17 protein-coding genes are annotated in these 21656 nt (G+C 72.1%); 6 read left to right on the forward strand and 11 right to left on the reverse strand.

The genetic code is table 11. The features are described 5' to 3' along the window. The first annotated feature begins 168 nt into the window (after positions 1–168). A complete protein-coding gene (locus ACWDUZ_RS07180; protein ID WP_451630794.1) occupies positions 169–1077 on the forward strand; it encodes an ATP-grasp domain-containing protein in 909 nt (302 codons plus the stop codon). Between the two features lie 11 nt (positions 1078–1088). On the opposite strand, the gene ACWDUZ_RS07185 is transcribed toward ACWDUZ_RS07180, so the two are convergent. Continuing rightward, complete coding sequence (locus ACWDUZ_RS07185; protein ID WP_451630795.1) at positions 1089–1673, reverse strand: hypothetical protein; 585 nt, start codon at positions 1671–1673, stop codon at positions 1089–1091. A gap of 194 nt (positions 1674–1867) precedes the next feature. Here ACWDUZ_RS07185 and ACWDUZ_RS07190 point away from each other — a divergent pair, with 194 nt between their 5' ends. Both ACWDUZ_RS07190 and ACWDUZ_RS07195 read left to right on the forward strand, forming a co-directional pair. Beyond that, on the forward strand, positions 1868–2641 hold the full coding sequence (locus tag ACWDUZ_RS07190; RefSeq protein ID WP_451630796.1) for an IclR family transcriptional regulator: 774 nt from the start codon (positions 1868–1870) through the stop codon (positions 2639–2641). After that, the gene (locus ACWDUZ_RS07195; RefSeq protein WP_451630797.1) at positions 2638–3513 is read left to right on the forward strand and encodes an SMP-30/gluconolactonase/LRE family protein; all 876 of its coding nucleotides are present in this window, start codon (positions 2638–2640) and stop codon (positions 3511–3513) included. Before ACWDUZ_RS07190 ends, ACWDUZ_RS07195 begins: the two co-directional genes overlap by 4 nt. Before the next feature lie 8 nt (positions 3514–3521). Here ACWDUZ_RS07195 and ACWDUZ_RS07200 read toward each other — a convergent pair whose 3' ends face one another. Genes ACWDUZ_RS07200 through ACWDUZ_RS07215 form a run of 4 tightly spaced genes read right to left on the reverse strand, consistent with a single transcriptional unit; the run spans position 3522 to position 8127 of the window. Next, on the reverse strand, positions 3522–4952 hold the full coding sequence (locus ACWDUZ_RS07200; protein WP_451630798.1) for an NAD(P)/FAD-dependent oxidoreductase: 1431 nt from the start codon (positions 4950–4952) through the stop codon (positions 3522–3524). A 25-nt stretch (positions 4953–4977) separates the two neighbouring features. Further along, complete coding sequence (locus ACWDUZ_RS07205; protein WP_451630799.1) at positions 4978–6159, reverse strand: MAB_1171c family putative transporter; 1182 nt, start codon at positions 6157–6159, stop codon at positions 4978–4980. Positions 6160–6214: 55 nt separating this feature from the next. Then, complete coding sequence (locus tag ACWDUZ_RS07210; RefSeq protein WP_451630800.1) at positions 6215–7621, reverse strand: MAB_1171c family putative transporter; 1407 nt, start codon at positions 7619–7621, stop codon at positions 6215–6217. Continuing rightward, positions 7618–8127: a toxin gene (locus ACWDUZ_RS07215; RefSeq protein WP_451630948.1), complete on the reverse strand. Its 510-nt coding sequence runs from the start codon at positions 8125–8127 to the stop codon at positions 7618–7620. The genes ACWDUZ_RS07210 and ACWDUZ_RS07215 overlap by 4 nt, the downstream gene beginning before the upstream one ends. A gap of 350 nt (positions 8128–8477) precedes the next feature. Between ACWDUZ_RS07215 and ACWDUZ_RS07220 the strand changes: the two genes are divergently transcribed. Further along, entirely contained in the window at positions 8478–8702 is a 225-nt protein-coding gene (locus ACWDUZ_RS07220; protein ID WP_451630961.1) for a hypothetical protein, read from the forward strand. A 39-nt stretch (positions 8703–8741) separates the two neighbouring features. Next, the gene (gene arfA / locus ACWDUZ_RS07225) at positions 8742–10256 is read left to right on the forward strand and encodes an arabinosylfuranosidase ArfA (RefSeq protein ID WP_451630801.1); all 1515 of its coding nucleotides are present in this window, start codon (positions 8742–8744) and stop codon (positions 10254–10256) included. A 12-nt stretch (positions 10257–10268) separates the two neighbouring features. Here arfA and ACWDUZ_RS07230 read toward each other — a convergent pair whose 3' ends face one another. Then, positions 10269–13238 (reverse strand): glycoside hydrolase family 35 protein, encoded by a 2970-nt coding sequence (locus tag ACWDUZ_RS07230; protein ID WP_451630802.1) that lies wholly within the window; start codon positions 13236–13238, stop codon positions 10269–10271. A gap of 370 nt (positions 13239–13608) precedes the next feature. On the opposite strand from ACWDUZ_RS07230, the gene ACWDUZ_RS07235 reads away from it, so the two are divergent. Beyond that, positions 13609–14259, forward strand: coding sequence for a DUF4360 domain-containing protein (locus ACWDUZ_RS07235; RefSeq protein ID WP_451630803.1), 651 nt, complete (start codon positions 13609–13611; stop codon positions 14257–14259). Between the two features lie 155 nt (positions 14260–14414). Here the strand turns inward: ACWDUZ_RS07235 and ACWDUZ_RS07240 are convergent, their stop codons facing one another. The 5 genes from ACWDUZ_RS07240 to chvE form a co-directional block, all read right to left on the reverse strand. Continuing rightward, positions 14415–16160 (reverse strand): pyridoxal phosphate-dependent aminotransferase, encoded by a 1746-nt coding sequence (locus tag ACWDUZ_RS07240; RefSeq protein ID WP_451630804.1) that lies wholly within the window; start codon positions 16158–16160, stop codon positions 14415–14417. A gap of 110 nt (positions 16161–16270) precedes the next feature. Next, entirely contained in the window at positions 16271–17419 is a 1149-nt protein-coding gene (locus ACWDUZ_RS07245; protein ID WP_451630805.1) for an aldose epimerase family protein, read from the reverse strand. A 108-nt stretch (positions 17420–17527) separates the two neighbouring features. Next, on the reverse strand, positions 17528–18772 hold the full coding sequence (mmsB, locus tag ACWDUZ_RS07250; RefSeq protein ID WP_451630806.1) for a multiple monosaccharide ABC transporter permease: 1245 nt from the start codon (positions 18770–18772) through the stop codon (positions 17528–17530). Next, positions 18769–20319 (reverse strand): multiple monosaccharide ABC transporter ATP-binding protein, encoded by a 1551-nt coding sequence (gene mmsA, locus ACWDUZ_RS07255; protein WP_451630807.1) that lies wholly within the window; start codon positions 20317–20319, stop codon positions 18769–18771. Before mmsA ends, mmsB begins: the two co-directional genes overlap by 4 nt. Positions 20320–20371: 52 nt before the next feature. After that, positions 20372–21484, reverse strand: a complete 1113-nt coding sequence (gene chvE, locus ACWDUZ_RS07260) for a multiple monosaccharide ABC transporter substrate-binding protein (RefSeq protein ID WP_451630808.1) — start codon at positions 21482–21484, stop codon at positions 20372–20374. Between the last annotated feature and the right edge of the window lie 172 nt (positions 21485–21656).

The raw sequence follows: 21656 nt of genomic DNA on the forward strand, positions 1-21656 counted from the left end.
CTACGTCCTACCCCATGGCGGGCGCGGTTCGTCGCCGCCGGGGCGTGGAGCCGGTCACGTCCCGCCGCCGTGCGGGGGTGTCGGCCGAGGCGGGTGCGGCGGTCTGCCGGGGCGGTTGTTAGCGTGCGGGCGCCGTACTTCGGACCGTGTCAGGAAGAGGAGCCCGCCGTGCCCCGTGTCGCACTCGCCACCTACGACCCCCGGACCGGGCCGAGCAAGGACCGCGATCTGCCCGTGCTGGTGGGGGCCCTGCGGGAGGCCGGGGCCGCGGCCGAGACCGTGCACTGGGACGACGAGACCGTCGACTGGGCGGCGTTCGACCTCGTGGTCATACGGTCGACGTGGGACTACAGCTGGCGGGCCGCCGAGTTCACCGCGTGGGCGGAGAAGTGCGGGCAGGCGACCCGGATCGCCAATCCCGTCGACGTCGTGCGCTGGAACGCCGACAAGCGCTACCTCCGGGACCTCGCCGCCGCGGGTGTGCCGGTCGTCCCGACCAGCTACCTCGCCCCCGAGCAGACCTCCGGCCCGGTTCCGCGGCGGACCCTCGTTCCCGGCGACCTTCCCGGCGACCGCGACTTCGTCGTCAAGCCGGCCTTCGGGGCCGGCGCCCGGTTCGCCGCCCGGTACACGCCCGGGGAGCGGGAGACGGCTCTCGCCCAGGTGGCACGGATGCACGCGGAGGGGCTGACCGCGATGGTGCAGCCCTACCTCACCCGCATCGACGTCAGCGGAGAGCGGGCGTTGCAGTTCTTCGGCGGCCGGCTGCTGCACGCCAGCCGCAAGCGGGCCGTACTGGCGCCCGGCACCGCCTACGACGCCGACAAGGTGGCCCACCCGGACCTGGAGCCCTGGACGCCGACGCCCGCCGAACTCGCCGTCGCCGAGCGTGCCCTGGCCGCCGTACCGGGCGCTCCCGAGCTGCTGTACGCCCGCGTGGACCTGGTCGACGGGGAGGACGGCGAACCCTGTGTCATGGAGCTGGAACTGATCGAGCCGAACCTGTTCCTGTGGCTGCACCCGGCGTCGCTGCCGGCGGTGGTGGACGCGATCCGGGAGGCGGCAGCCGCCCGCTGACCCGCCGTCCCTCACCCGTCGACCCGGGTCCGCTGGAGCAGACCCCAGGTGAACTCCGCGACCACCTCACGCCGTACGCCCCGCGCGTCGGGGGCGGTGAACGCCAGCCCCCACCGGGTGGGCGCCGTGCCCTCCAGGGGGCGGGCCGGGGCGAAGGCGCGGGCGGCCTCGTCGACCGTGCAGGACCAGGGGGTGAGGTCGTCCAGGGTGCGCAGGGCCGGCGGCTCGGCTCCCGGGGCGCGGACCAGCCACTCGTTCCACACCTGGCCGCTCGGGCCGGCCAGCACCTCGAAGCGCAGGCCGGGCCACAGGGGGAGGGGCCACTGCCGGGCCTCGCAGTCCAGGTCGCCGATCCGGCGGGCCGCCGTCGACTCGGGCGGGCCGAGCACGGAGCGGTACCGGGCGGCGGCCGAGCGGGCTCTCGGGGAGCGGACCATCGCCTGCCAGCGCTTGTTGGCCTCGCGCATCCGGGCGATGGACACGCCCAGGGTGTGGCGGGCGTCCTCCACCAGGTCCGGATTGTGGTCGGCCATGCGGCGCAGCAGCACCAGCTGGAAGTCGAGCGGGGTGAACGGCGCGGGTGTCGGGGCGGGCATGGAACCATCGTCGCCCAGGGTGGCCGCACCCGTTCGCCCGCCGTGACGGCGCCCGCTCGCCCAGGGTGGCCGCACCCGTTCCGTCACGGTCGTCACGGCCATTGCCCGCCCATCCCAGGGTGGCTAGCCTGTGTTCGTCATGCCGACCGCCTGTTGAAATCTCGAACAGGCCTGGATGCAAGGGAGGGGCGGTCGTGGGACGCCTCGTACCAGCCGTGACCCGGGCTCTCGACATATTGGAGCTCTTCCTCGACGGGGACGGGACCCTGTCCGCCCCCGACATCGTGCGCAGGCTCCAGCTGCCGCGTACGACCGTGCACGAGCTGGTCACCACGCTCGCCGCCCGCAAGTACATCGTGCCGGTGACCGGTCAGCCCGGACGCTACCGGCTCGGCGTACGCCCCTACCAGCTCGGCAGCCGCTACGCCGAGCAGCTCGACCTGGCCGCCGAGGGCCAGCAGGTCGCCCGCTCCGTCGCCGAGACCTGCGACGAGACCGTCCATGTGGCGATCCTGGAGGACACCGACGTCATCTACATCGCCAAGGTCGACTCCACGCACGCGGTGCGCATGGTCTCGGCGGCCGGCCGCCGCCTCCCGGCGCACTGCACCTCGGTCGGCAAGATGCTGCTCGCCTCCCTCCCCGAGCAGGAGCTCGACGCGCGCGTGCCGGAGGACGCCGAACTCGTGGCCATGACGCCCAACAGCATCACGGACCCGACCGCCCTGCGCGAGGCCCTGACCGAGATCCGCCGGCGCGGCCTGGCCGTGGAGAGCCGCGAGTCCAATCCGGATGTCAGCTGTGTGGCCGCCCCGGTGCGCGACCGCACCGGGCAGGTGGTCGCGGCTTTGTCGATCTCCGTCCCCATGATTCGCTGGAGCGACGAGCGCCGGGCCGAGCTGGAGCAGTTGGCCGCGAAGGGCGCCGCCGAGCTGTCGGAGCGGCTCGGACACAGGAGCGTGGCATGACACAGGAGCGTGGCAGGACGATGGCGTACGACATCCACGAGGTCGCGGTGGACGCGCGGGCCGAGCTCGGCGAGGGCCCGACGTGGGACCCGGCGGCCGGCCGGCTGATCTGGGTCGACATCCTCTCCTCCCGGGTGCACACCTACGACCCGGCGTCGGGCGCGCGCACGGTCCGCAGGACCGAGCAGCACGTCGGCGCGGCCAAGCCGCGCGCCGGCGGCGGACTGGTGCTGAACCTGCGGGACGGGGTGGGCCTGGTCGACCCCGACGGCGGCTTCCGCTGGTTGCACCACGACCCGGTGCCCGGCCGCCGCGGCAACGACGCCGCCGTGGCGCCGGACGGCTTGCTGTGGGCGGGCACCATGCCGTACGACGAGACCCCGGGCGGCGGCACGCTGACCCGGCTGACCGGCGACGGCGCGGCGGAGACGGTCCTGGACGACGTGACGGTCAGCAACGGCATCGGCTGGAGCCCCGACGGCCGGCTGATGTACTACATCGACACGCCGACCCGCCGCATCGACGTGTTCGACTTCACCGACGGCCGGGCCGTGAACCGGCGGGAGTTCGCGAAGGTGGAGGAGAGCGCCGGCTACCCGGACGGCCTGACGGTCGACGCCGAGGGCTGCGTCTGGGTGGCCCTGTGGGACGGCGGGGCGGTACGCCGCTACACGCCGGCCGGCGCGCTCGACCGCGTCCTCACCGTCCCCGTCCCCCGCCCCACGGCCTGCGCCTTCGGCGGGCCCGCCCTGACCGACCTCTACGTCACCACGGCCCGCACGGGTCTGACGGCGCCCCACCCTCTCGCGGGTGCCCTGCTGGTGCTGCCCGGTGCGGGCCAGGGCCTGCCCCAGCCCGCCTTCGCGGGCTGAGCCGCGGCTCAGGCGCCGGTTCCGCCGGCCCCTGTCCGGTCCAGGGTGGTCACGATCTTGTGCTCCGCCGGGGTCAGCGGGGGGCCGGACGGGGCGGGCAGGAGGGGGCCGGCGAGGACGTCCAGGAGCGTGCGGGGGCGGAAGAGGCGCTCGGGGCCGGTGCGCATGCTCGTCACGTCCCACAGGGCCGCCGCCGCCCGGTAGGAACCGGTGGCCGCCTTGGTCAGGCGGCGGCTGTAGGCGGTGACCAGGCGGTCCGCCAGGCCGGGGTCGGCGCCGCGCGTGCCCGGGTACCAGACGTCCTGGCCGACCGCCGCCGCCCAGGCCGCGTCGACCGGCCGGGCCGTGCCGCGCTGCACCCGCCGGGCCAGGCCGGGCGCGGTGAGCCCGCAGCGCCGCAGCTCCTCGCCCAGCAGCCGGGCGCCCAGCGCGGCCACCGACATGCCCTGGCCGTACGCGGGGTTGAACGTGGCCACCGCGTCGCCCAGGGCGACGAAACCCTCCGGCCAGCGCGCGGTCTTCTCCAGGTAGCGCCGGGAGTTGCTGGTGCTGCGGCTGACGTGCACGTCGGTGAGGGGCTCGGCGCCGGAGACGAGCCGGCCCACCAGCGGGCTCGGCAGGTCGAGGGCGTAGCGCAGGAAGCCCTCCGGATCCGCGGGCGGCTCCCCGCCCCGGGTGCCGGCCAGGCTCACCATCCAGCGGTCGCCCTCGACGGGCAGCATCATGCCGCTGCGACCGGGTTCGCCCCCGTACGGATCGGCCTGCACGATGGTCAGCGGGAACTGCTCGGCGCCCGCGGGGGTCCGGTAGACCCGGGTGGCGTTGACCAGTCCCGAGTCCACGGTCTTCTCCGGTACGTCGGTGATGCCCAGCTCGCGCAGCCAGGTGATCACACGGGAGCCGCGCCCGCTCGCGTCGACCACGAAGTCCGCGGCCAGTTCCGTCTCCCGCCCGCCGGGAGCGGCGATCCGCACCCCGCGCACCCGTCCGGCGTCGCCGGTCAGCCCGACCGCCTGCGCCTTGCGGACCTCCACGTCCGTGTGTGCGAGGACGGCCTGACGCACCGTCCAGTCCAGCAGGGCGCGGGTGCAGCTGAGCATGCGCGGCCCGTCGTGCCGCCAGCGCGGGAACCAGCCCTCGGGGGTGTGGGCCACGATGCCGTGGCCCAGGGGTATCTCGTGGGCGCCGGCGGCCAGCAGCCGCCGCCGTATGCTTCCGCCCGGCACCACGTCCTCCATCGCGGCCAGGCCCCCGGCCATGAGGAGATGGGCGTGGCGGCCCTGCGGCAGCCCCTTGCGGTGCTCGGGCCCGTCGGGCAGGTCGTCGCGGTCGAGGACGACCACGTCGTCCACGGCGTGCGAGAGCACCGCCGCGGCCAGCATGCCGGCCAGGCCGGCACCCACGACGACAGCTCTGCGCTGGCTGTGACCAGGGGGCATGTGACTCCTCGGAGTGGGCCATGGCTCAGCCATGGGAGGTCCTCAACGTTCCTTCCCGGGCCGCGGCCTGAGCGGGCGCGGGAAGCGGCAGCAGGGCCTGCGCCAGTTCCACCAGGCCGCCGGTGCCGGACACCTCCGTGGCGTGCAGGCGGTATCCGCTCGGCGCCGCCAGGGGTGCCTCGCGGGCGGCGGCGCGGTGGGCGGCGTCGGCGAGCATCGCGGCCTCCGCGGCGATCCGCGCCTCGTGCGCGCCGCGGCCCGCCTCGCGGGCGGCGTCCAGGGCACGGGCGCGGACCCGTTCGTCGAAGTAGGGCGCGAGGGCCAGCAGGGCGTCGTGGATGGACACCTCGCGCCAGTGCAGCCGCGCTCGGGGCGACTGCCACCAGCCGCTGGGCGGCTTGGGCGCGGTGGACACGAACCGCACCCGCGACCACAGCGGTTCGAGCCGGCGGTAGTCGCGCAGGCCGCGCAGCTGGGCGGCGGCGGCCGGCAGCAGCCGGGGCAGGACGAAACCGGCGGAACACAGCAGCGCGCCGAGCGAGGCGGACGGCGGGGCCACCTTCGTGGACAGCACGTCCAGGTCGTGACCGTACCAACGTGCCGCGACGGCCGTGTACTTGGTGAGCTGGAACCCCACCACGTCCAGCAGCGACCCGGCCATGATCAGCCGCAGTCCGGTGCGCAGCAGCCCGGTGACCTCCCGGCTCCACTTCACGCACAGCGCGCACATCGCCAGGGTCGCCGCGGTGTGCCCGATCAGGTACAGCAGGATCATCTCGCGCACGTACGGGGTGTTGGCGTAGTACGTGTCGAGGTCGGTGAGCCGTTCGGTGCCGGCGTCGCCCAGCGTGAACAGCACGACGATGGCGGCGACCAGCGGCACGTACGCGGCGATGCTGCGCAGCACCAGCCGCCGGACCAGCTCGCGGGGGCCGCCCCGCCAGTGGACGAGCAGCACCAGCAGCGAGCAGCTGTACGCGCTGAGCATGCCGTACGTCAGCGGGGCGCCGAAGTTGGGGACGCCGGTGAGGCGGTTGACGGCGGCCAGGGTCAGCGGCGCCGAGCAGACGAACACCAGCGAACCCAGGATGATCGACACAGACGTGGACACGGTCAGCGGATCCCGGACCGCGGTGCGCGGACGGCGCAGCAGCACGACGGCGGAGAGCCCCAGCAGCCCGGCCGCGAGATAGACGACGAGACTCACGGGCGCCACCCCCGCCCCGTCGGCCGTCCCGCCGACGCCACCACCGCCCACGTCATCACGCGGCCCCCGAGGGGGCCGCACCGCCGTACACGCCTTCGGACGCCCTGCCGGGGTTGCCGACGGCGGTCAGCGCCTGCGCGATCCGCACCAGCACCGCGGGGTCCGGCACGCCGTACCCCGGCCCGAAGGCGCTCCCACCGCCCGGTGACGGACCGACGGCCGGTGGCGGACCGTCGTCCGGTGACGCGGTGCCGGGCCGCTCGGCCGGTTTGCCGCCCGTGGCCTGCGTGCCGCCCTCGGACCGGCCGGCCGGCACCGGCCAGGCGGCGGCCCACGCCGCCTCGAACGGCGGCGGGCCGGCCGTCTCGCGCCGCTCCCGGCCGGCCGCGCCCTGTCCGAGCACGGATCCCGGCCCGGGGGCCGGGACCGGCGAGCCTGAGGCGTGCTGGGCACGGGCCGCGGCGGCGATGACCGCGGCCCACGCGGCGGCCTCGGCGTGCTCCTTGTCGCCGGTGGCCTGAAGGACCGCCTCGTGCACACGCTCGTAGCGGGCGCGGTCGAAGAAGGCGTCCAGATGGCCGAGCGCGTTGTGGATGCTGGTCTGCCGCCACATCAGCAACGTGGTGGGGGAGGCCAGGCGCGGGCGGGGCAGCCGGAGGGAGTGCCGGGTGAGCAGGTGGTCCAGCTCGCGCTCCAGCGGAGCCAGCCGGGCGTACGTGTGCCAGGAGCGCCGCCACTGGGCCAGGCGGGGGCCGGCCAGCGGTGTCAGGATGCCGACCGAGGTCAGCATGGCGCCCAGGCCGGCGGCCACCGGCGAGACGTCGGTGCTCAGTTCCGACCAGTCGCGCCCGCACCAGCGGGCGGCCACGGCGGTGAGCTTGGTGACGCTGTAGCCGGCGCCGCACAGCGACCCCAGCCCGAGGACGACCATCCCGGCGCGCAGCCAGCCGTTCACCTCACGCGCCCAGCGCAGCGACAGCAGCGTGGTGGCGCTCACGGCGACGAGGTGCCCGACCAGGTACAGCACGATCATCTCGGCGACGAACGGCGTCGTCGCGTAGTAGGTGTCCAGGTCGGTGCGGCGTTCCACCGGGGCGTCGCCGAGTGCGAACATGACGCCGATGCCGACCACGACGAGCGTGTACCCGGCCACCCAGCGGCGGGCCACATGACGCACCCGTGCGCCGCCCCGCCAGTGGACGACCAGGACCTGGGACGCCGCGCTGTAGGCGATGATCGACGCGTAGGTCAGCGGCGCCGCGAGGTTCGGCACGCCGCTGAGGCGGTTGATCGCCCCGACCGTGGGCGCGGCGCCGAGCAGGAAGCAGGCGCCGGCCAGGCCCAGCACCGTGCAGATCGCCCGCAGGTAGGGGTCGCGCGGGTGGCGGACGAGGTCCGGGGCCTTCGCCGCCAGGCCCAGCCAGAGCGCGCCGCAACTGACGTAGTTGATCAGGCCGCTCATCTTCTCCGGTTCCCGCGGTAGTTGAGCGCGGCCCCGATGCGTCCGGCCAGGTCCGCGTCGCCGTCGGGTTCGGCGTCCGCCGCCGACTCCAGCCAGTCGCGCAGCCGGCCGCCCATCAGCATGCCGAACCGGTCCGCCTCCTGCTCGTCGGCGAGGCTGAAGTCGGTGCGCGCCGCCACGGGCCGGGGCACGCCGGCGGGGGCCGGTCCGGCGGCGTCCGTGCCGGCCGCGTCCGTGTCCCGCCGGTTCATGTGCCACACCTCGTGGCAGAAGATCACGATCTGGTGCCACACGGCGGCCCGCCGGTCGACGACCACCACGTCCCGCGTCTCCGCCTCCAGCCACAGTCCGCTGGCGGTGTGCGGCGGGAAGACCTCCCGGCGGACGACGACCGGACGGCCCCGCCATGCGGCGACGGAGTCGACGAGCGCGGTGAACAGCGCCTCGGGGTCGGCGGGCACCGGCACCTGGATCGGGTCGATGAGAGTGTCGGCGAGCCGCCGCATCTCCCTTTTCCTACGCACCGGTTGCTCCTCGTCCCCTTGTCGGTCTTCGCTGGCGCGGTCCTCGGCCGGACGGTCGTCCGAGCCTACGTGGACGTAAGTGTCCACGTCATGCGCCCCGATGGACGTCGTTCAACCGGGGACGATCTCAGAACGGCCGGAAACGACCGGTGCGATGCGCCGCTCCCGGTGGCTCGCAGGTGCTCGAAGTCTCGCCGTACCCATTGACGTGCAAGCGCTTCGTCTTTACGGTCCCGTTCGAGCTTACGAGCATCATTCGAAATGCCGAACAAGAAGACTCTGACCGGCGCCGCGGCACAGGGCACCACACTTCAGGAACGTAAGGGCAGGCAATGGGACGACCTGGCCTGAATCGCAGGCACCTTCTGGCCGCCGCGGGCGGCTTCGGCTTCGCGGCCCTCGGCGCGGGCGCCGACGCACTCGCCTCCGGCGCGCGCACCCGCGTGCGCCACCGGAACCCGGGGCGGCTCCTCGGCGCCTGGGACGTGGACCTCGTCGCCGAGTTCGGCGTACAGAAGAAGGACCCCACCGACCCGCGTCTTCCCGAAGCCTCCTGAAACCCCCCGGACCGTCTCGAATCTCCTCGAAGGGAACCCATGCGCACCGCCCGCTTCACCCTCGACCCCGCCTTCACCGTCGGCACGGTCGACCCCCGCCTCTTCGGCTCCTTCGTCGAGCACCTCGGTCGCTGCGTCTACACCGGCGTCTTCGAGCCGGACCACCCCTCGGCCGACGCCTCCGGCCTGCGTGCCGACGTGCTGGACCTGGTCCGCGAACTCGGCGTCACCGCCGTCCGCTACCCCGGCGGCAACTTCGTCTCCGGCTACAAGTGGGAGGACTCCGTCGGCCCCGTCGAGGAGCGGCCCCGCCGCCTGGACCTGGCCTGGCGCTCCACGGAGACCAACCGCTTCGGCCTGTCCGAGTACATCGCCTTCCTGAAGAAGATCGGCCCGCAGGCCGAGCCCATGATGGCCGTCAACCTCGGCACCCGCGGCGTCGCGGAGGCCCTGGAGATCCAGGAGTACGCCAACCACCCCTCCGGCACCGCGCTGTCGGACCTGCGCGTCGCGCACGGCGACAAGGAGCCGTTCGGCATCCGCCTGTGGTGCCTGGGCAACGAGATGGACGGCCCTTGGCAGACCGGGCACAAGACCGCCGCCGAGTACGGCCGCGTCGCCGCCGAGACCGCCCGCGCGATGCGCCAGATCGACCCGCGCGTCGAACTCGTCGCCTGCGGCTCCTCCGGCCAGTCCATGCCCACCTTCGCCGAGTGGGAGGCCACCGTCCTGCAGGAGACGTACGACCTCGTCGACTACATCTCGCTGCACGCCTACTACGAGCCGGTCGACGGCGACGTCGACTCCTTCCTCGCCTCCGCCGTCGACATGGAGTCCTTCATCGAGAACGTCGTGGCCACCTGCGATCACGTGGGCGCCCGGCTGAAGTCGAAGAAGAAGATCAACCTCTCCTTCGACGAGTGGAACGTCTGGTACATGTCCAGGTGGCAGGAGCAGGCCGAGAGCGCCGACCGTGCCGGCTGGCCCGAGGCGCCGCGCCTGCTGGAGGACAGCTACAGCGTCCTGGACGCCGTCGTCTTCGGCTCCCTGCTCATCGCCCTGCTCCGGCACGCCGACCGCGTGACCGTCGCCTGTCTCGCCCAGCTCGTCAACGTCATCGCCCCGATCATGACCGAGCCGGGCGGCCCGGCCTGGCGGCAGACCACGTTCTTCCCGTTCGCGCAGGCCTCGAAGTACGGCCGCGGCCAGGTCCTCGACGTGCGGGTTGACTCGCCGACGTACCCGACGGGCAGGTACGGCGAGACGGACCTGCTGCACGCCACCGCGGTGCGGGCCGAGGACGGCACGGTGACCGTCTTCGCGGTCAACCGTTCCCGCACCGAGCCCCTGCCGCTGGAGGTCGCCCTGGCCGGCCTGGACCTGACCCGGGTCGTCGAGCACAGCGCCCTCGCGGACGCCGACCCCGACGCCCGCAACACCCTCGCCGACCCGGAGCGCGTCGCCCCGCACGCGGTCGAGGGCGCCGCCCTCATCGACGGCGCGCTCTCGGCGACCCTGGAACCGCTGTCCTGGAACGTGATCCGCCTCGCGTGACCCGCGCGGGTCTCAGCGGCCGGGGGAGGGCACCGGTGTCACCGGCACCCCTCCGGCCGCGCTGCCCAGCAGCGTCAGCCGCACCCGCCCCGGGCCCGACAGCGTCGTCAGTTCCGACAGCACCGCCAGGGCCAGGGTGTTGGCGCCGCGGGTGCGCAGGATGCCGTTGGGCAGGACGAAGGTGTGCTGCGGGCCGACGTCGTTGATGTACTGGCCCATGTTCCAGCCGTTCAGGAAGATCTGTGCCCGCCAGGCCCGGTTCGGGTCGTCGTCCAGGGTGAGCCCCACCGACGCGTCCACACCCGGGTCCACCGACAGCTCGAAGGTGGTCCGGTACCAGGTCACCCCCTGCCGCCGCACGGCCCGCGGGAAGGTGACCGGCTCCCAGTCGCGGTCGGGGAAGCCGGGCAGGTGCCAGCCCTCCCCTTCCCCGTACAGGCCGCCGTTGTTCAGCGGCCCCCGCACGGGGTCGGGCGCCCCCTCGCCCTGGATGCGCCACCGTACCCGGGGAGATGCCCCGGCGAAGGCGACCGCGGTCAGCCCGCGTGCCGCCTTGTGCGTGTCCTGGGCCCCGCCGTCCTGGTCGTGCGCCATCCGCCGCACCAGCACCGACAGCACATGCCGGCCGCCGGTGCGCAGCCGCCGCCGCACCGGGAGGACCGCCGTGTCCGTCCACGTGCCCTTGCGGATCGTGCCGCCGTCCGGCACCGGCATCCGGTGCACGCCCAGCGGCTCGCCGTCCAGCCACGCCATCAGCAGCCCCTGGGTGCCGGTGCTGTGGGTGAGGGAGACCGACTCGATGCCGGTGGCATCCGTGAAGGTGCCCCGGTACCAGACGTCGCCGTAGTGGAAGCCGTAGTCGTCGGCGAAGAGCACCGGCTGCCCCGCGGGGACGGCGGTGGTGCTGTGCGAGACGGCCTTGTCGGCGACCCGCCAGTCCGAGTCGTCGAAGCCCGGCCCGGCCTCCGGGTTCTCCGTGCGCATCCGCCAGCCGCCGAGCGCGGGCAGCTCCACCTTCGGTACACCCGCCAGCGGAGCGGTGGCGCGCAGGCTGCCCGAGCCGGTCGCCCGCGCGGGCACCGCCCGGCCGTTCCACGTCACACCGTCGATGCCCCGCGGCCCCCACAGCTCCAGGCCGGTCGCCTCCACCGTGTCACCGGTCAGATGGACGGTGGAGCCGGACAGGGTGGCGGTGCGCAGCAGCTTCGGGCCGTGCACCAGCAGGGGCCCGGACGGGGTGTCGCAGGGCCACAGGCGCAGGGAGGTCGCCTCGTCGGCGAAGAGCAGCAGCAGCGGCCGGTCGACCCCGTCACCGCCCTCCACCCGGACCCCGATCAGCCCGCCCGCGCCCAGCGGGACGGTGATCCGCAGCAGACCCTGGTCGTGGACGTACGCGGCCTGCTGGCTCAGCCGGGTGACCTGCGGCTCCTCGGCGCACTCGACGACCACCCGGGCCATGTCGCCGCGCCGGCCGCAGAACACGGCGACGTCCTGCCGTCCGGCGGCCTGGAACAGCATCGGCTGCGCGGTGGCGTACCGCACCTTGCGCGGCCCCAGGGACAGCCCGGCCACCAGCAGTCGGGCGTCGCGGCCCGGCACGGTCACCGGCAGGTCCTCTCCCCCGGCCCGGAGCGTGGACGACACCTCCTTGTCGCCGTCGTTGCGCAGCACGTAGACGTGCGCGCCGGTGTCCGGGTTCGTCAGGTGGTACGTGGTCAGCCCGGCCGCCTCGACGTCCCGCGCCCGGTCCAGCTTGGCGAAGTCCGGGACGCGCTGGAGCATGTGCCCCGTCTGGTGCATCGGCACGAGTTTGTCGGTGGGCTGCCGTCCCTCGGTGAAGGCGGCCCCGTAGTCGTACGACGTGTAGACGACCGGCGCGGGCAGCCAGCCCCATGAGGTGCCGCCGAAGGTCATGTAGACGTTGTGCAGCGTGATGCCGTTGGCGAGGTTGGTCAGGTGGAAGCGCCGCTCGTACGGCGCGTCAAGGGTGCGCCGGGACCCCTCGTAGCCCTCGCCCTCGAACCGGTGCCCGCCCCACGGGTCGAACCGGCCGCCCCCGAACTCCGGCATGAACCCGGGCGTACGCGGACTGGCGGTGGTCCCGCCGGTCGCCCCGCCCTTGCCGAACCGCCCCCAGTCGGGCGGGGTCAGGGACGGCGACGGGTACCCGTCGAACCCGTACAGCCACCGCCCCTTCTCCCCGCCGGTGTCGAAGGTCCCCGGCGTCCAGTGGCCGTTCCTGGACCTGTCGTTGTGGAAGAGGGGGACGTCGATGCCGTCGGCGCGCACCTTCTTGTACAGGTGGGACATGTAGGCGCGGCCGGTGGCGTCGTGGACGTGCGCGTCGTACTCGTTCTCGATCTGGTAGAGCAGGACCGTGCCGCGGCCCCGGGTGAACAGGTGCCGGACGGCGATGGCGTCGACGTGGGTCAGCCACTCGTCGACGTGCTTCAGGTAGGCCGGGTCGGCGGTCCGCGCCCTTCCCTCGGTGGTGGTGAGCCAGCCGGGGAAGCCGCCGCCGTCGACCTCGGCGTCGATGTGGGGCCCGGGGCGCAGGACGACGTACAGCCCGGTCTCGGCGGCGGTGCGCAGGAACAGGTCGAGGTCCCGGACCCCGGCGAAGTCGTACCGGCCGGGGGCGGGGGAGTGGTAGTTCCAGGACACGTGGACGCTGACGGCGTTGTAGCCGTGGGCACGCATCTTCTGCAGGACGTCCCGCCACAGCGAGGGGCTGGGCAGCCGGAAGGGGTGCATCTCGCCGGACCACAGCACCACCCGCCGGCCGTCCACCAGCAGCGAGTAGTGGTCGAACCCGACGGCGTGGCGCCGCCCGTCGGCGCTCGGCGTCGGCGGCGGCGGGCCCGTGGGCACCTCGCGCGCCGCGTAGGCCGACGAGGCCGCCGGCCCGCCGCTGCCGCCCAGGGCGAGACCGAGCGCGGCAGTGCCGGCGAGGGCGCCGAAGGTACGTCTGCTGAGCGCCAAAGGTTGCCTCCCGGGCGGATCTTACGGCGTGCGGTGGCGCCATTCTCCATGGCCCCGAAGGCCACACCGGACCCGTGAGGACCCCGGCCGGGCGGATCACTTGGTACCGGCGGCCCCGGAACCGGTCCTGCGGATTCCGTGATTGGCCGGAGAGCGACCTTATCGTTCCGCCGAGCGCTGCATACGATGCGACCGCTCCCGGCCTTCACGGGGTGTTCACGATTCCTTCACGGGCGGGAGTGTGCGTGCGTCGATTTGGCATGAGCATGTCCATGTCGTCCTTCGGTGCCGCGGACGCACAGGCACCGACGCAGGCACGGATCCACCGACCCGAGGCGCCGACAACCCCCCACCGAACGGATGGAGAACCATGGCCGGCGGACTGCTCCTGAGCAGCGCGATCGCAGCGCTGCTGACCACCGCGCTTCCCGCGAACCCCGCGTCACCGGTGGTGACCGAACCGCCCCCGGACAAGATCGTCATCGACATCGCCACGGTGAACGGCTCGGGCTGCCCCCGGGGCACCGCCGCCGTCGCCGTCGCCCCCGACAACACCGCCTTCACCGTCACCTACAGCGACTACCTCGCCCAGGCGGGCGGCAACTCCGACCCCACCGCCTTCCGCAAGAACTGCCAACTCAACCTGATCGTCCACGTCCCGCAGGGCTTCACCTACGCCATCGCCAGCGCCGACTACCGGGGCTTCCTCTCCCTCCAGCCCGGCGCGACCGGCACCCAGCGGGCCTCGTACTACTTCCAGGGCTCGCCGAACACGGAGTTCAGAACCCACCCGTTCAACGGCCCCTACAACGACGACTGGCAGGCCACCGACAGCACCGACTGGGGCCAACTGGTGTGGGCCCCCTGCGGCGTGCTGCGCAACTTCAACATCAACACCGAACTGCGCGTGCGCGCCGGGACCTCGGCGCCCGGCAAGGTCAGCTTCATGACCATGGACTCGACGGACGGCGACATCAGCACGGTGTACCACATGGCGTGGAAGGAGTGCCCGAAGTCCTGACGGTGGAGTGAGCCCGTGAGCCCGCCGGCCGGGGACGCCCGGGGTCCCCGGCCGGCGACTGTCCGGCGGATCACGGTGCGGACGCGCACCGGCCCCCGCTCACCCGGGCCGGTCGGGTGCCGCGGCCCTTCCGCATCCCATCCGCCGGACAGGCCCTATCCCGCCTGTCCCATCCCGGCCGCGTCCGGCCAGCTCTGGCTGTCCGGCCGGTTCTGCGCACCGGGCCAGCCGGTCGCGGGCGCGGGGGCCAGGCCGGGGGCGGCGGCCGGGGCCGTCATACCGCGCACCTGGGCGGCGGTCAGGCCGCCCCGGGCCGGAACACCGGGCGGGGTCGGACCGGCCGCCACCGGGACCGGGAACGGCGTGGCGGCGGTAAACGGCGTCGCGGCCGGAACGGGCATGGAGACGGCCGCCGGGGCCGGTGCCGGGAAAGGCGTGGGCATGGGTGTGGGGACGGGCGCCGGAGCCGGGAGCGGGGCCGGCGTGGGTACCGGTGCGGGCGCGGGAGCGGCCGGGAGGGAGGCCGCCGGCGGTGACTGCGGGCCCGGCACGGCCTGGGCTGCCGCCGGCATCGGCATCCCGTCGCCCGGCCCCGCCGCGGGTGCGGCGGGCACGGCGGCGGGGAGCGGCATGCCGGTGCCGACGGCCGGAACGGGACCGGTGGCGGCCTGAGCGGCGAGCCGCGCACCGGACCCGTTGGTCTGGCTCATCAGCCGGTCCACCGCCGCCGTACCCGAGCTGTAGCCGGTCCCGGTGGCCTGCTCGGGTACGGCGGCTCCCCTCCTGGTCCCGTAGAGCACCTGTTCAAGGGCGGACACCAGGCGACGCACGTCCACCTCGGGGCGCACCACGAGCCGCAGGAAGCGGCTGGAGGAGCCGATCTTGTTGCCGCACTCGCGGACCAGGATCCGGTGCTCGGTGAGCAGCCGGTCGCGGACCACGGTCCCCTCGGCGCCCACGGGCAGGCGCACGAAGAGGAAGTTGCCCTGGGACGGGTACACCGTCAGCCCGGGCAGCGTGGAGAGGTGGCCGGCCATCTCCAGACGGTCGCGGCGCACCTGCTGAAGGCTCTGTCGGTACTCGGCGCCGTGCTCCCTCAGCATGAAGACGACGTGCTCGGCGAAGGAGTTGAGGTTCCACTTCGGCAGCATGGCGCGGACGCGGCCGGCCAGCGCGGGGTTGGCCACCAGGTAGCCGAAGCGGATGCCGTGCAGTCCGAAGTTCTTGCCGAGGCTGCGCAGCACGATCACGTTGGGGCGCAGCATCGCCTCCTGCACCACGCTCGGCTCGGCCTCCGCGTCGGCGAACTCCAGGAAGGACTCGTCGACCACCAGCAGGTCCAGGTCGGCCATGGCGTCCATGAACTGCACCAGTGCCTGCTTGTGCTGAAAGCCGCCGTCGGGGTTGTTCGGGTTGCAGACGACCGCGACCCGGGTGCCGCGTCCGCGGATGAACTCGGCGTACCGCGCCAGGTCCAGGGCGAAGCCGCCGGCCTCCTGGAGCGGGAACATGTCGACCCGCTTGCCGGTCTCCATCGGCTGGTCGGTCCAGCGGCCGAAGGTGGGGACCGGGACGGCGAGGGACTCGCGGACCAGGAGGTGGTCGATCCAGGTGATCAGCTCGGTGGAGCCGTTGCCCATGGCCACGCACTGCGGGGGCAGCTGGAGCAGGTCGCACAGTTCGGCCGTGATCGTCTCGGCGCCGCTCGGGTAGTACGTGAGGATCTCGCGCAGCCCGGCCGCCATGTCCTGGAACATGGCGGGCGTGGGGAAGTACGGGTTGCACGGTATGCAGAAGTCGACCGGGCCGCCCTCCCCGTCGCCGCCCGCACGCGTCAGCGCCGCCATCGAGGGGCTGTGCGCCGACGGGCCGCGAAAGAGCGAGGTGACGTTGCCGGCCAAGGGAACCTCCGTCCGTGGGTGGCCCGTGCGGGGGAGCACGGGCCGCCCTTACATACGGCGGTCCGGGTGGCGCTGTTCAACGATGGTGGCGCCCGCGGGACTTGACCCGGTCAGGCGTCGAAGGAGTGGACGGTCGTGGACCGGTACGTCTGGCCCGGCCGCAGCACGGTCGACGGGAAGTTCGCGTGGTTCGGGGAGTCCGGGAAGTGCTGGGTCTCCAGGGCCAGGCCGTCGCCCTGACGGTAGGTGTGACCGGCCGGGCCGACCAGGGTGCCGTCGAGGAAGTTGCCCGAGTAGAACTGCACGCCGGGCTGGTCGGTGGAGATCCGCAGGGTGCGTCCGGACTCCGGGTCGCGCAGGGTGACCACGTGCACCGGGGCCGCGGTCAGGCCCTTGTCGAGGACGAAGTTGTGGTCGAAGCCCTTGGCGGTGACCAGCTGCGGATGGCCGATGCGGATGTCCCGGCCGATCGCCTTGGACCGGGTGAAGTCGAAGGGGGTGCCCGCCACCCGGGCCAGCTCGCCGGTGGGGATCAGACCCGAGTCGGTGGGGGTGTACCGGCCGGCGGCGAGCCACAGTTCGTGGTCGTAGATGGTGCCGCTGCCCTCACCCGCGAGGTTGTAGTAGGTGTGGTTCGTGAGGTTGACGACGGTGGCCTTGTCGGTGGTGGCCTCGTAGTCGATGCGCCAGTCGCCGTGCCGGTCGAGCGTGTACGTCACCTTCGTCCGGAGGGTGCCGGGGTAACCCATCTCGCCGTCGACGCTCGTGTAGTACATCCGCAGGCCGACGTCGGAGCCGGAGGTGAAGGGCTCGATGTCCCACACCTTGGTGTTGAAGCCCGCCGTGCCGCCGTGCAGGCTGTTCTCGCCGTCGTTGACCGAGACCTGGTAGGTCTTGCCGTCGAGGGTGAAGCGGCCCTTGGCGATGCGGTTGCCGTAGCGGCCGATGGTGGCACCGAAGAAGGTGGTGCCCTCGACGTACGCCTCCAGGTTGTCGTAGCCCAGGGAGACGTTGGCGTACCGGCCGTGGCGGTCCGGGATCTCCAGCGACTGGACGATGCCGCCGTAGGAGAGCACCTTCAGCCGGGTGCCGCCGTTCGCCAGCGACCAGCGGTGGACCTTGGTGCCGTCGGCGAGCCTGCCGAAGAGTTCCTTGGAAGGGGCAGCCCTGTGCCCATGGGCCGAAGCTGTGCCCGCGGCCGTCATCGCGATGCCCGCGGCGGCGACTCCGGCGAGGACGGTGCGTCTGCTCGTAGTCATGAGATGGCTCTCCAGTCGACGAAGGTGCGGTGAGGACCCGGTCCACGGGGCGATCGGTCAGCCCCGTGGACCGGTCGTGCGTTTCGTACGAGCGGGTGCCGTGCGGTACTAGCGCCCGCCCCTGCGCTTGTTCCAGACGTCGAAGCCGACCGCGGCGAGCAGGGCCAGGCCCTTGATCACCGACTGCCAGTCGGAGCCGACACCCAGCAGGTTCATGCCGTTGTTCAGCACGCCGAGGACGAGACCACCGATGATCGCGCCGAGCACGGTGCCGACACCGCCGCTCATGGACGCGCCGCCGATGAACGACGCGGCGATCGCTTCGAGTTCGAAGTTGAGGCCCGCCTTCGGCGAGGCCGCGTTCAGCCGGGCAGCGACCACCAGCCCGGCCAGGGCCGCGAGCACGCCCATGTTCAGGAAGACGTAGAAGGTGACCTTCTTGTCCTTGACGCCGGAGAGCTTCGCCGCCGGCAGATTGCCGCCGATGGCGTAGATGTGGCGGCCGAAGACGGCGTTGCGCATCAGATAGCCGTAGCCGACCACCAGGGCGCCGAGGATCAGCAGCACGATCGGCACACCCTTGTAGCTGGCGAGGAGCAGCGTCACCACGGCGATGGCCGCGACGATCGCGATCAGCTTCAGGATGAACAGATTGCGGGGAACCACGGCGAGGGAGAAGTCCCGCTGCCTGCGCCGGTCGCGCACCTCCTGCCAGGCGACGGCCACCGCGAGCAGGATGCCGAACAGCAGCGTCAGGTTGTGGTAGTTGGTGTTGGGGCCGACCTCCGGCAGGAAGCCGTTGCCCAGGTCGCCGATGCTGGACGGGAACGGACCGAGGGTCTGCCCCTTGAGCAGGATCTCCGTGAGTCCGCGCCACACCAGCATGCCGGCCAGCGTCACGATGAAGGACGGTATGCCGCCGTACGCGATCAGCCAGCCCTGCACGGCACCGGCCGCACCGCCCATCGCCAGGCACACGATCAGGGCGATCGGCCAGGAGACGTCGTTGTTGACCATGAGCACCGCGGCCGTCGACCCCACGAACGCGGTCAGCGATCCGACGGACAGGTCGATGTGGCCCGCGATGATCACCAGCATCATGCCGATCGCGAGGATCAGCACATAGGCGTTCTGCAGCACCAGGTTGGAGACGTTGTGCGGGGTGACCAGGGTGCCGTCGGTCCACACGGCGAACACCACGATGAGCAGCCCGAGCGCGATCAGCATGCCGTACTGGCGCATGTTGCGCCGCAGACCGTCCACGACGAGTTGCAGCAGCCCGCCTTCCGCGACCGTGGTCCCGCCCTTGCCCGGCGGCGCCGCTGTCGGGGTCTTCGTCACGTCCGTACTCATCGCGCTACCTCTTTGTCCTTCGTCATCAGGCGCATCAGCGATTCCTGCGTCGCCTCGGCGCGCGGCACCTCGCCGGTCAGGCGGCCCGCGGCCATCGTGTAGATGCGGTCGCACATGCCGAGCAGCTCCGGCAGCTCGGAGGAGATGAAGACCACCGCCTTGCCCTGGGCGGCCAGCTTGTCGATGACCGTGTAGATCTCGTACTTGGCGCCGACATCGATGCCGCGCGTCGGCTCGTCCAGGATCAGCACGTCAGGGCCGGCGAAGATCCACTTGCTGAGGACGACCTTCTGCTGGTTGCCGCCCGACAGCTTGCCCGCCGGTTCGAAGACCGTCGGGGCCTTGATGTTCATGGACCTCCGGTACTCCTCGGCGACCTGCCGCTCCTCGTGCTCGTCGACGACACCTCGCCTCGCGACCTTGCCGAGCGCCGCGAGCGAGATGTTGCGATTGATGGTGTCGATGAGGTTGAGGCCGTAGTGCTTGCGGTCCTCGGTGGCGTACGCGATCCCGTGGCCGACCGCCTCGGAGACCGTCCTCGTGCGGATCTCCTTGCCGTCCTTGAGGACGGTGCCGCCCGCGTACCGGCCGTAGCTGCGTCCGAAGACGCTCATCGCCAGCTCGGTGCGGCCCGCGCCCATGAGCCCGGCGATGCCGACGATCTCGCCCCGACGCACGCTGAGCGAGACATCGTCGACGACCTTGCGCTCCTGGTCGATGGGGTGCTGCACCGTCCAGTTGCGGATCTCCAGGGCGGGCGCGGCGCCGGCCTCGGCGTGGTGCGGGGTGCGGTCCGGGAAGCGGCTGTCCAGGTCGCGGCCGACCATCCCCGAGATGATCCGGTCCTCGGTGGTCTCCGGCGCCTTCACATCCAGCGTTTCGACGGTGCGCCCGTCCCGGATGATCGTCACCGAGTCGGCGACCTTGCGGATCTCGTTGAGCTTGTGGGAAATGATGATCGAGGTGATGCCCTGGTTCTTCAACTCCAGGATGAGATCAAGGAGTTTGTCGGAGTCCTCGTCGTTCAGCGCGGCCGTCGGCTCGTCGAGAATGAGCAGCTTCACCTCCTTGGAGAGCGCCTTGGCGATCTCCACGAGCTGCTGCTTGCCCACACCGATGTCGGCGACGGCGGTGTTCGGGTTCTCGTCGAGACCCACCCGGCGCAACTGGCGCGTGGCGTGCCCGAGGGTCTCGTGCCAGTTGATGAGCCCGCGCGAGGCGTGCTCGTTGCCGAGGAACATGTTCTCGGCGATCGACAGGTACGGGACCAGGGCCAGCTCCTGGTGGATGATGACGATGCCGCGCCTCTCGGAGGCGTTGATGTCCTTGAACCGGCAGGGCTCCCCCTCGAAGAGGATCTCGCCCTCGTAACTCCCGTGGGGGTGGACGCCGGAGAGTACCTTCATCAAGGTGGACTTCCCGGCGCCGTTCTCCCCGCAGATGGCGTGGACCTCGCCCGCGCGGACGCTCAGGGAGACGTCCGACAGCGCCTTGACGCCCGGGAAGGTCTTGACGATCGAGCGCATTTCCAGGACGGGTCCCGCCATGGTCCTGCCCTTCAACTAGTGTGCGGAGACGGTCGGATGGAGTGCCGGCCGACTACAGGCCCAGGTCGGCCTTGGTGTAGTAGCCGGAGTCGATGAGCTCCTTCTGGTAGTTCTCCTTGGTGACGGCCACCGGCTGGAGCAGGTACGAGGGGACGACCTTCGCGCCGTTGTCGTACGTCTTGTTGTCGTTGGTCTCCGGCTTCTTGTCGTTCAGCACGTCGTCGACCATGGTCACGGCCTGCTTGGCGAGCTGGCGCGTGTCCTTGTAGACCGTCGAGTACTGCTCCCCCTTGATGATCGACTTCACCGAGGCGACCTCGGCGTCCTGGCCGGAGACGACCGGCAGCGGCTTCGACTTGGAGCCGTAACCGTCGGACTTCAGGGCGGAGATGATGCCGATGGAGATGCCGTCGTACGGCGAGAGCACCGCGTCGACGCGGGCGCTGGAGTACGTCGACGTCAGGATGTCGTCCATGCGCTTCTGCGCGGTGGCGCCGTCCCAGCGCAGCGTGGTGACCTGGTTCATCTTGGTCTGACCGGACTTCACGACGAGCTGCTTCTTGTCGATGTAGGGCTGGAGAACCTTCATCGCGCCGTTGAAGAAGTACTTGGTGTTGTTGTCGTCGTTGGAGCCGGCGAACAACTCGATGTTGAACGGGCCCTTCTTGCCGTTCGACAGGCCGAGCTTGTCGACGAGGGAGGTGGCCTGGAGCTCTCCGACCTTCTCGTTGTCGAACGTCGCGTAGTAGTCGACGTTCTTGGTGCCCAGGATGAGGCGGTCGTAGGCGATGACCGGGATGTGGGCGTCCGCGGCCTCCTGGAGCACGTTGTTCAGGGACTTGTTGTCGATGGCCGCGATGATCAGGCCCTTGACACCCTGGGTGATCAGGTTCTCGATCTGGGAGACCTGGGTGTCCGGGTCGTCCTCGCCGTAGACGAGCTTCGTCTTGTAGCCCTTGGCCTTGAGGTTCTTCACCACGTTGTTGCCGTCGGCGATCCAGCGCTCGGAGGACTTGGTCGGCATCGCGATGCCGATGGTGGCGCCCTTGGTGTCGCCCGACTTCTCCTTGCTGCCGCCCTCGCTGTCCTGGCCACAGGCGGAGAGGGTCAGGGCGAGCGAGGCGGCGGTGGCCATCGCGGCGAGTGCTGCTCTGCGGTTGCGCATGGTCATCATCCTTGGTGTGTGGCGGGGTCGGGCCGGTTGGTCGGTCCCGTGGTCGGTCCGGTGGTGCGAGGGCCGTGCTGGGCGCTGCGCCGGGGTGGTGCCGGGGCTGCTGCTCGGCGTGGTCCTGCGGTGGTGCGTCGGGATGGTGCCTTGAAGTCTGTACGGGCGGAGC

It is taken from the genome of Streptomyces sp. NPDC003393, assembly GCF_053589015.1.

What these genes read in the sequence shown, in the direction of transcription:
- ACWDUZ_RS07185 (WP_451630795.1), bottom strand. Translation starts at nt 1,673, where the DNA reads ATGCCCGCCCCGACACCCGCGCCGTTCACCCCGCTCGACTTCCAGCTG.
- chvE (WP_451630808.1), bottom strand. Translation starts at nt 21,484, where the DNA reads ATGCGCAACCGCAGAGCAGCACTCGCCGCGATGGCCACCGCCGCCTCG.
- ACWDUZ_RS07235 (WP_451630803.1), top strand. Translation starts at nt 13,609, where the DNA reads ATGGCCGGCGGACTGCTCCTGAGCAGCGCGATCGCAGCGCTGCTGACC.
- ACWDUZ_RS07195 (WP_451630797.1), top strand. Translation starts at nt 2,638, where the DNA reads ATGACACAGGAGCGTGGCAGGACGATGGCGTACGACATCCACGAGGTC.
- arfA (WP_451630801.1), top strand. Translation starts at nt 8,742, where the DNA reads ATGCGCACCGCCCGCTTCACCCTCGACCCCGCCTTCACCGTCGGCACG.
- mmsA (WP_451630807.1), bottom strand. Translation starts at nt 20,319, where the DNA reads ATGGCGGGACCCGTCCTGGAAATGCGCTCGATCGTCAAGACCTTCCCG.
- mmsB (WP_451630806.1), bottom strand. Translation starts at nt 18,772, where the DNA reads ATGAGTACGGACGTGACGAAGACCCCGACAGCGGCGCCGCCGGGCAAG.
- ACWDUZ_RS07220 (WP_451630961.1), top strand. Translation starts at nt 8,478, where the DNA reads ATGGGACGACCTGGCCTGAATCGCAGGCACCTTCTGGCCGCCGCGGGC.
- ACWDUZ_RS07245 (WP_451630805.1), bottom strand. Translation starts at nt 17,419, where the DNA reads ATGACTACGAGCAGACGCACCGTCCTCGCCGGAGTCGCCGCCGCGGGC.
- ACWDUZ_RS07200 (WP_451630798.1), bottom strand. Translation starts at nt 4,952, where the DNA reads ATGCCCCCTGGTCACAGCCAGCGCAGAGCTGTCGTCGTGGGTGCCGGC.
- ACWDUZ_RS07215 (WP_451630948.1), bottom strand. Translation starts at nt 8,127, where the DNA reads ATGCGGCGGCTCGCCGACACTCTCATCGACCCGATCCAGGTGCCGGTG.
- ACWDUZ_RS07210 (WP_451630800.1), bottom strand. Translation starts at nt 7,621, where the DNA reads ATGAGCGGCCTGATCAACTACGTCAGTTGCGGCGCGCTCTGGCTGGGC.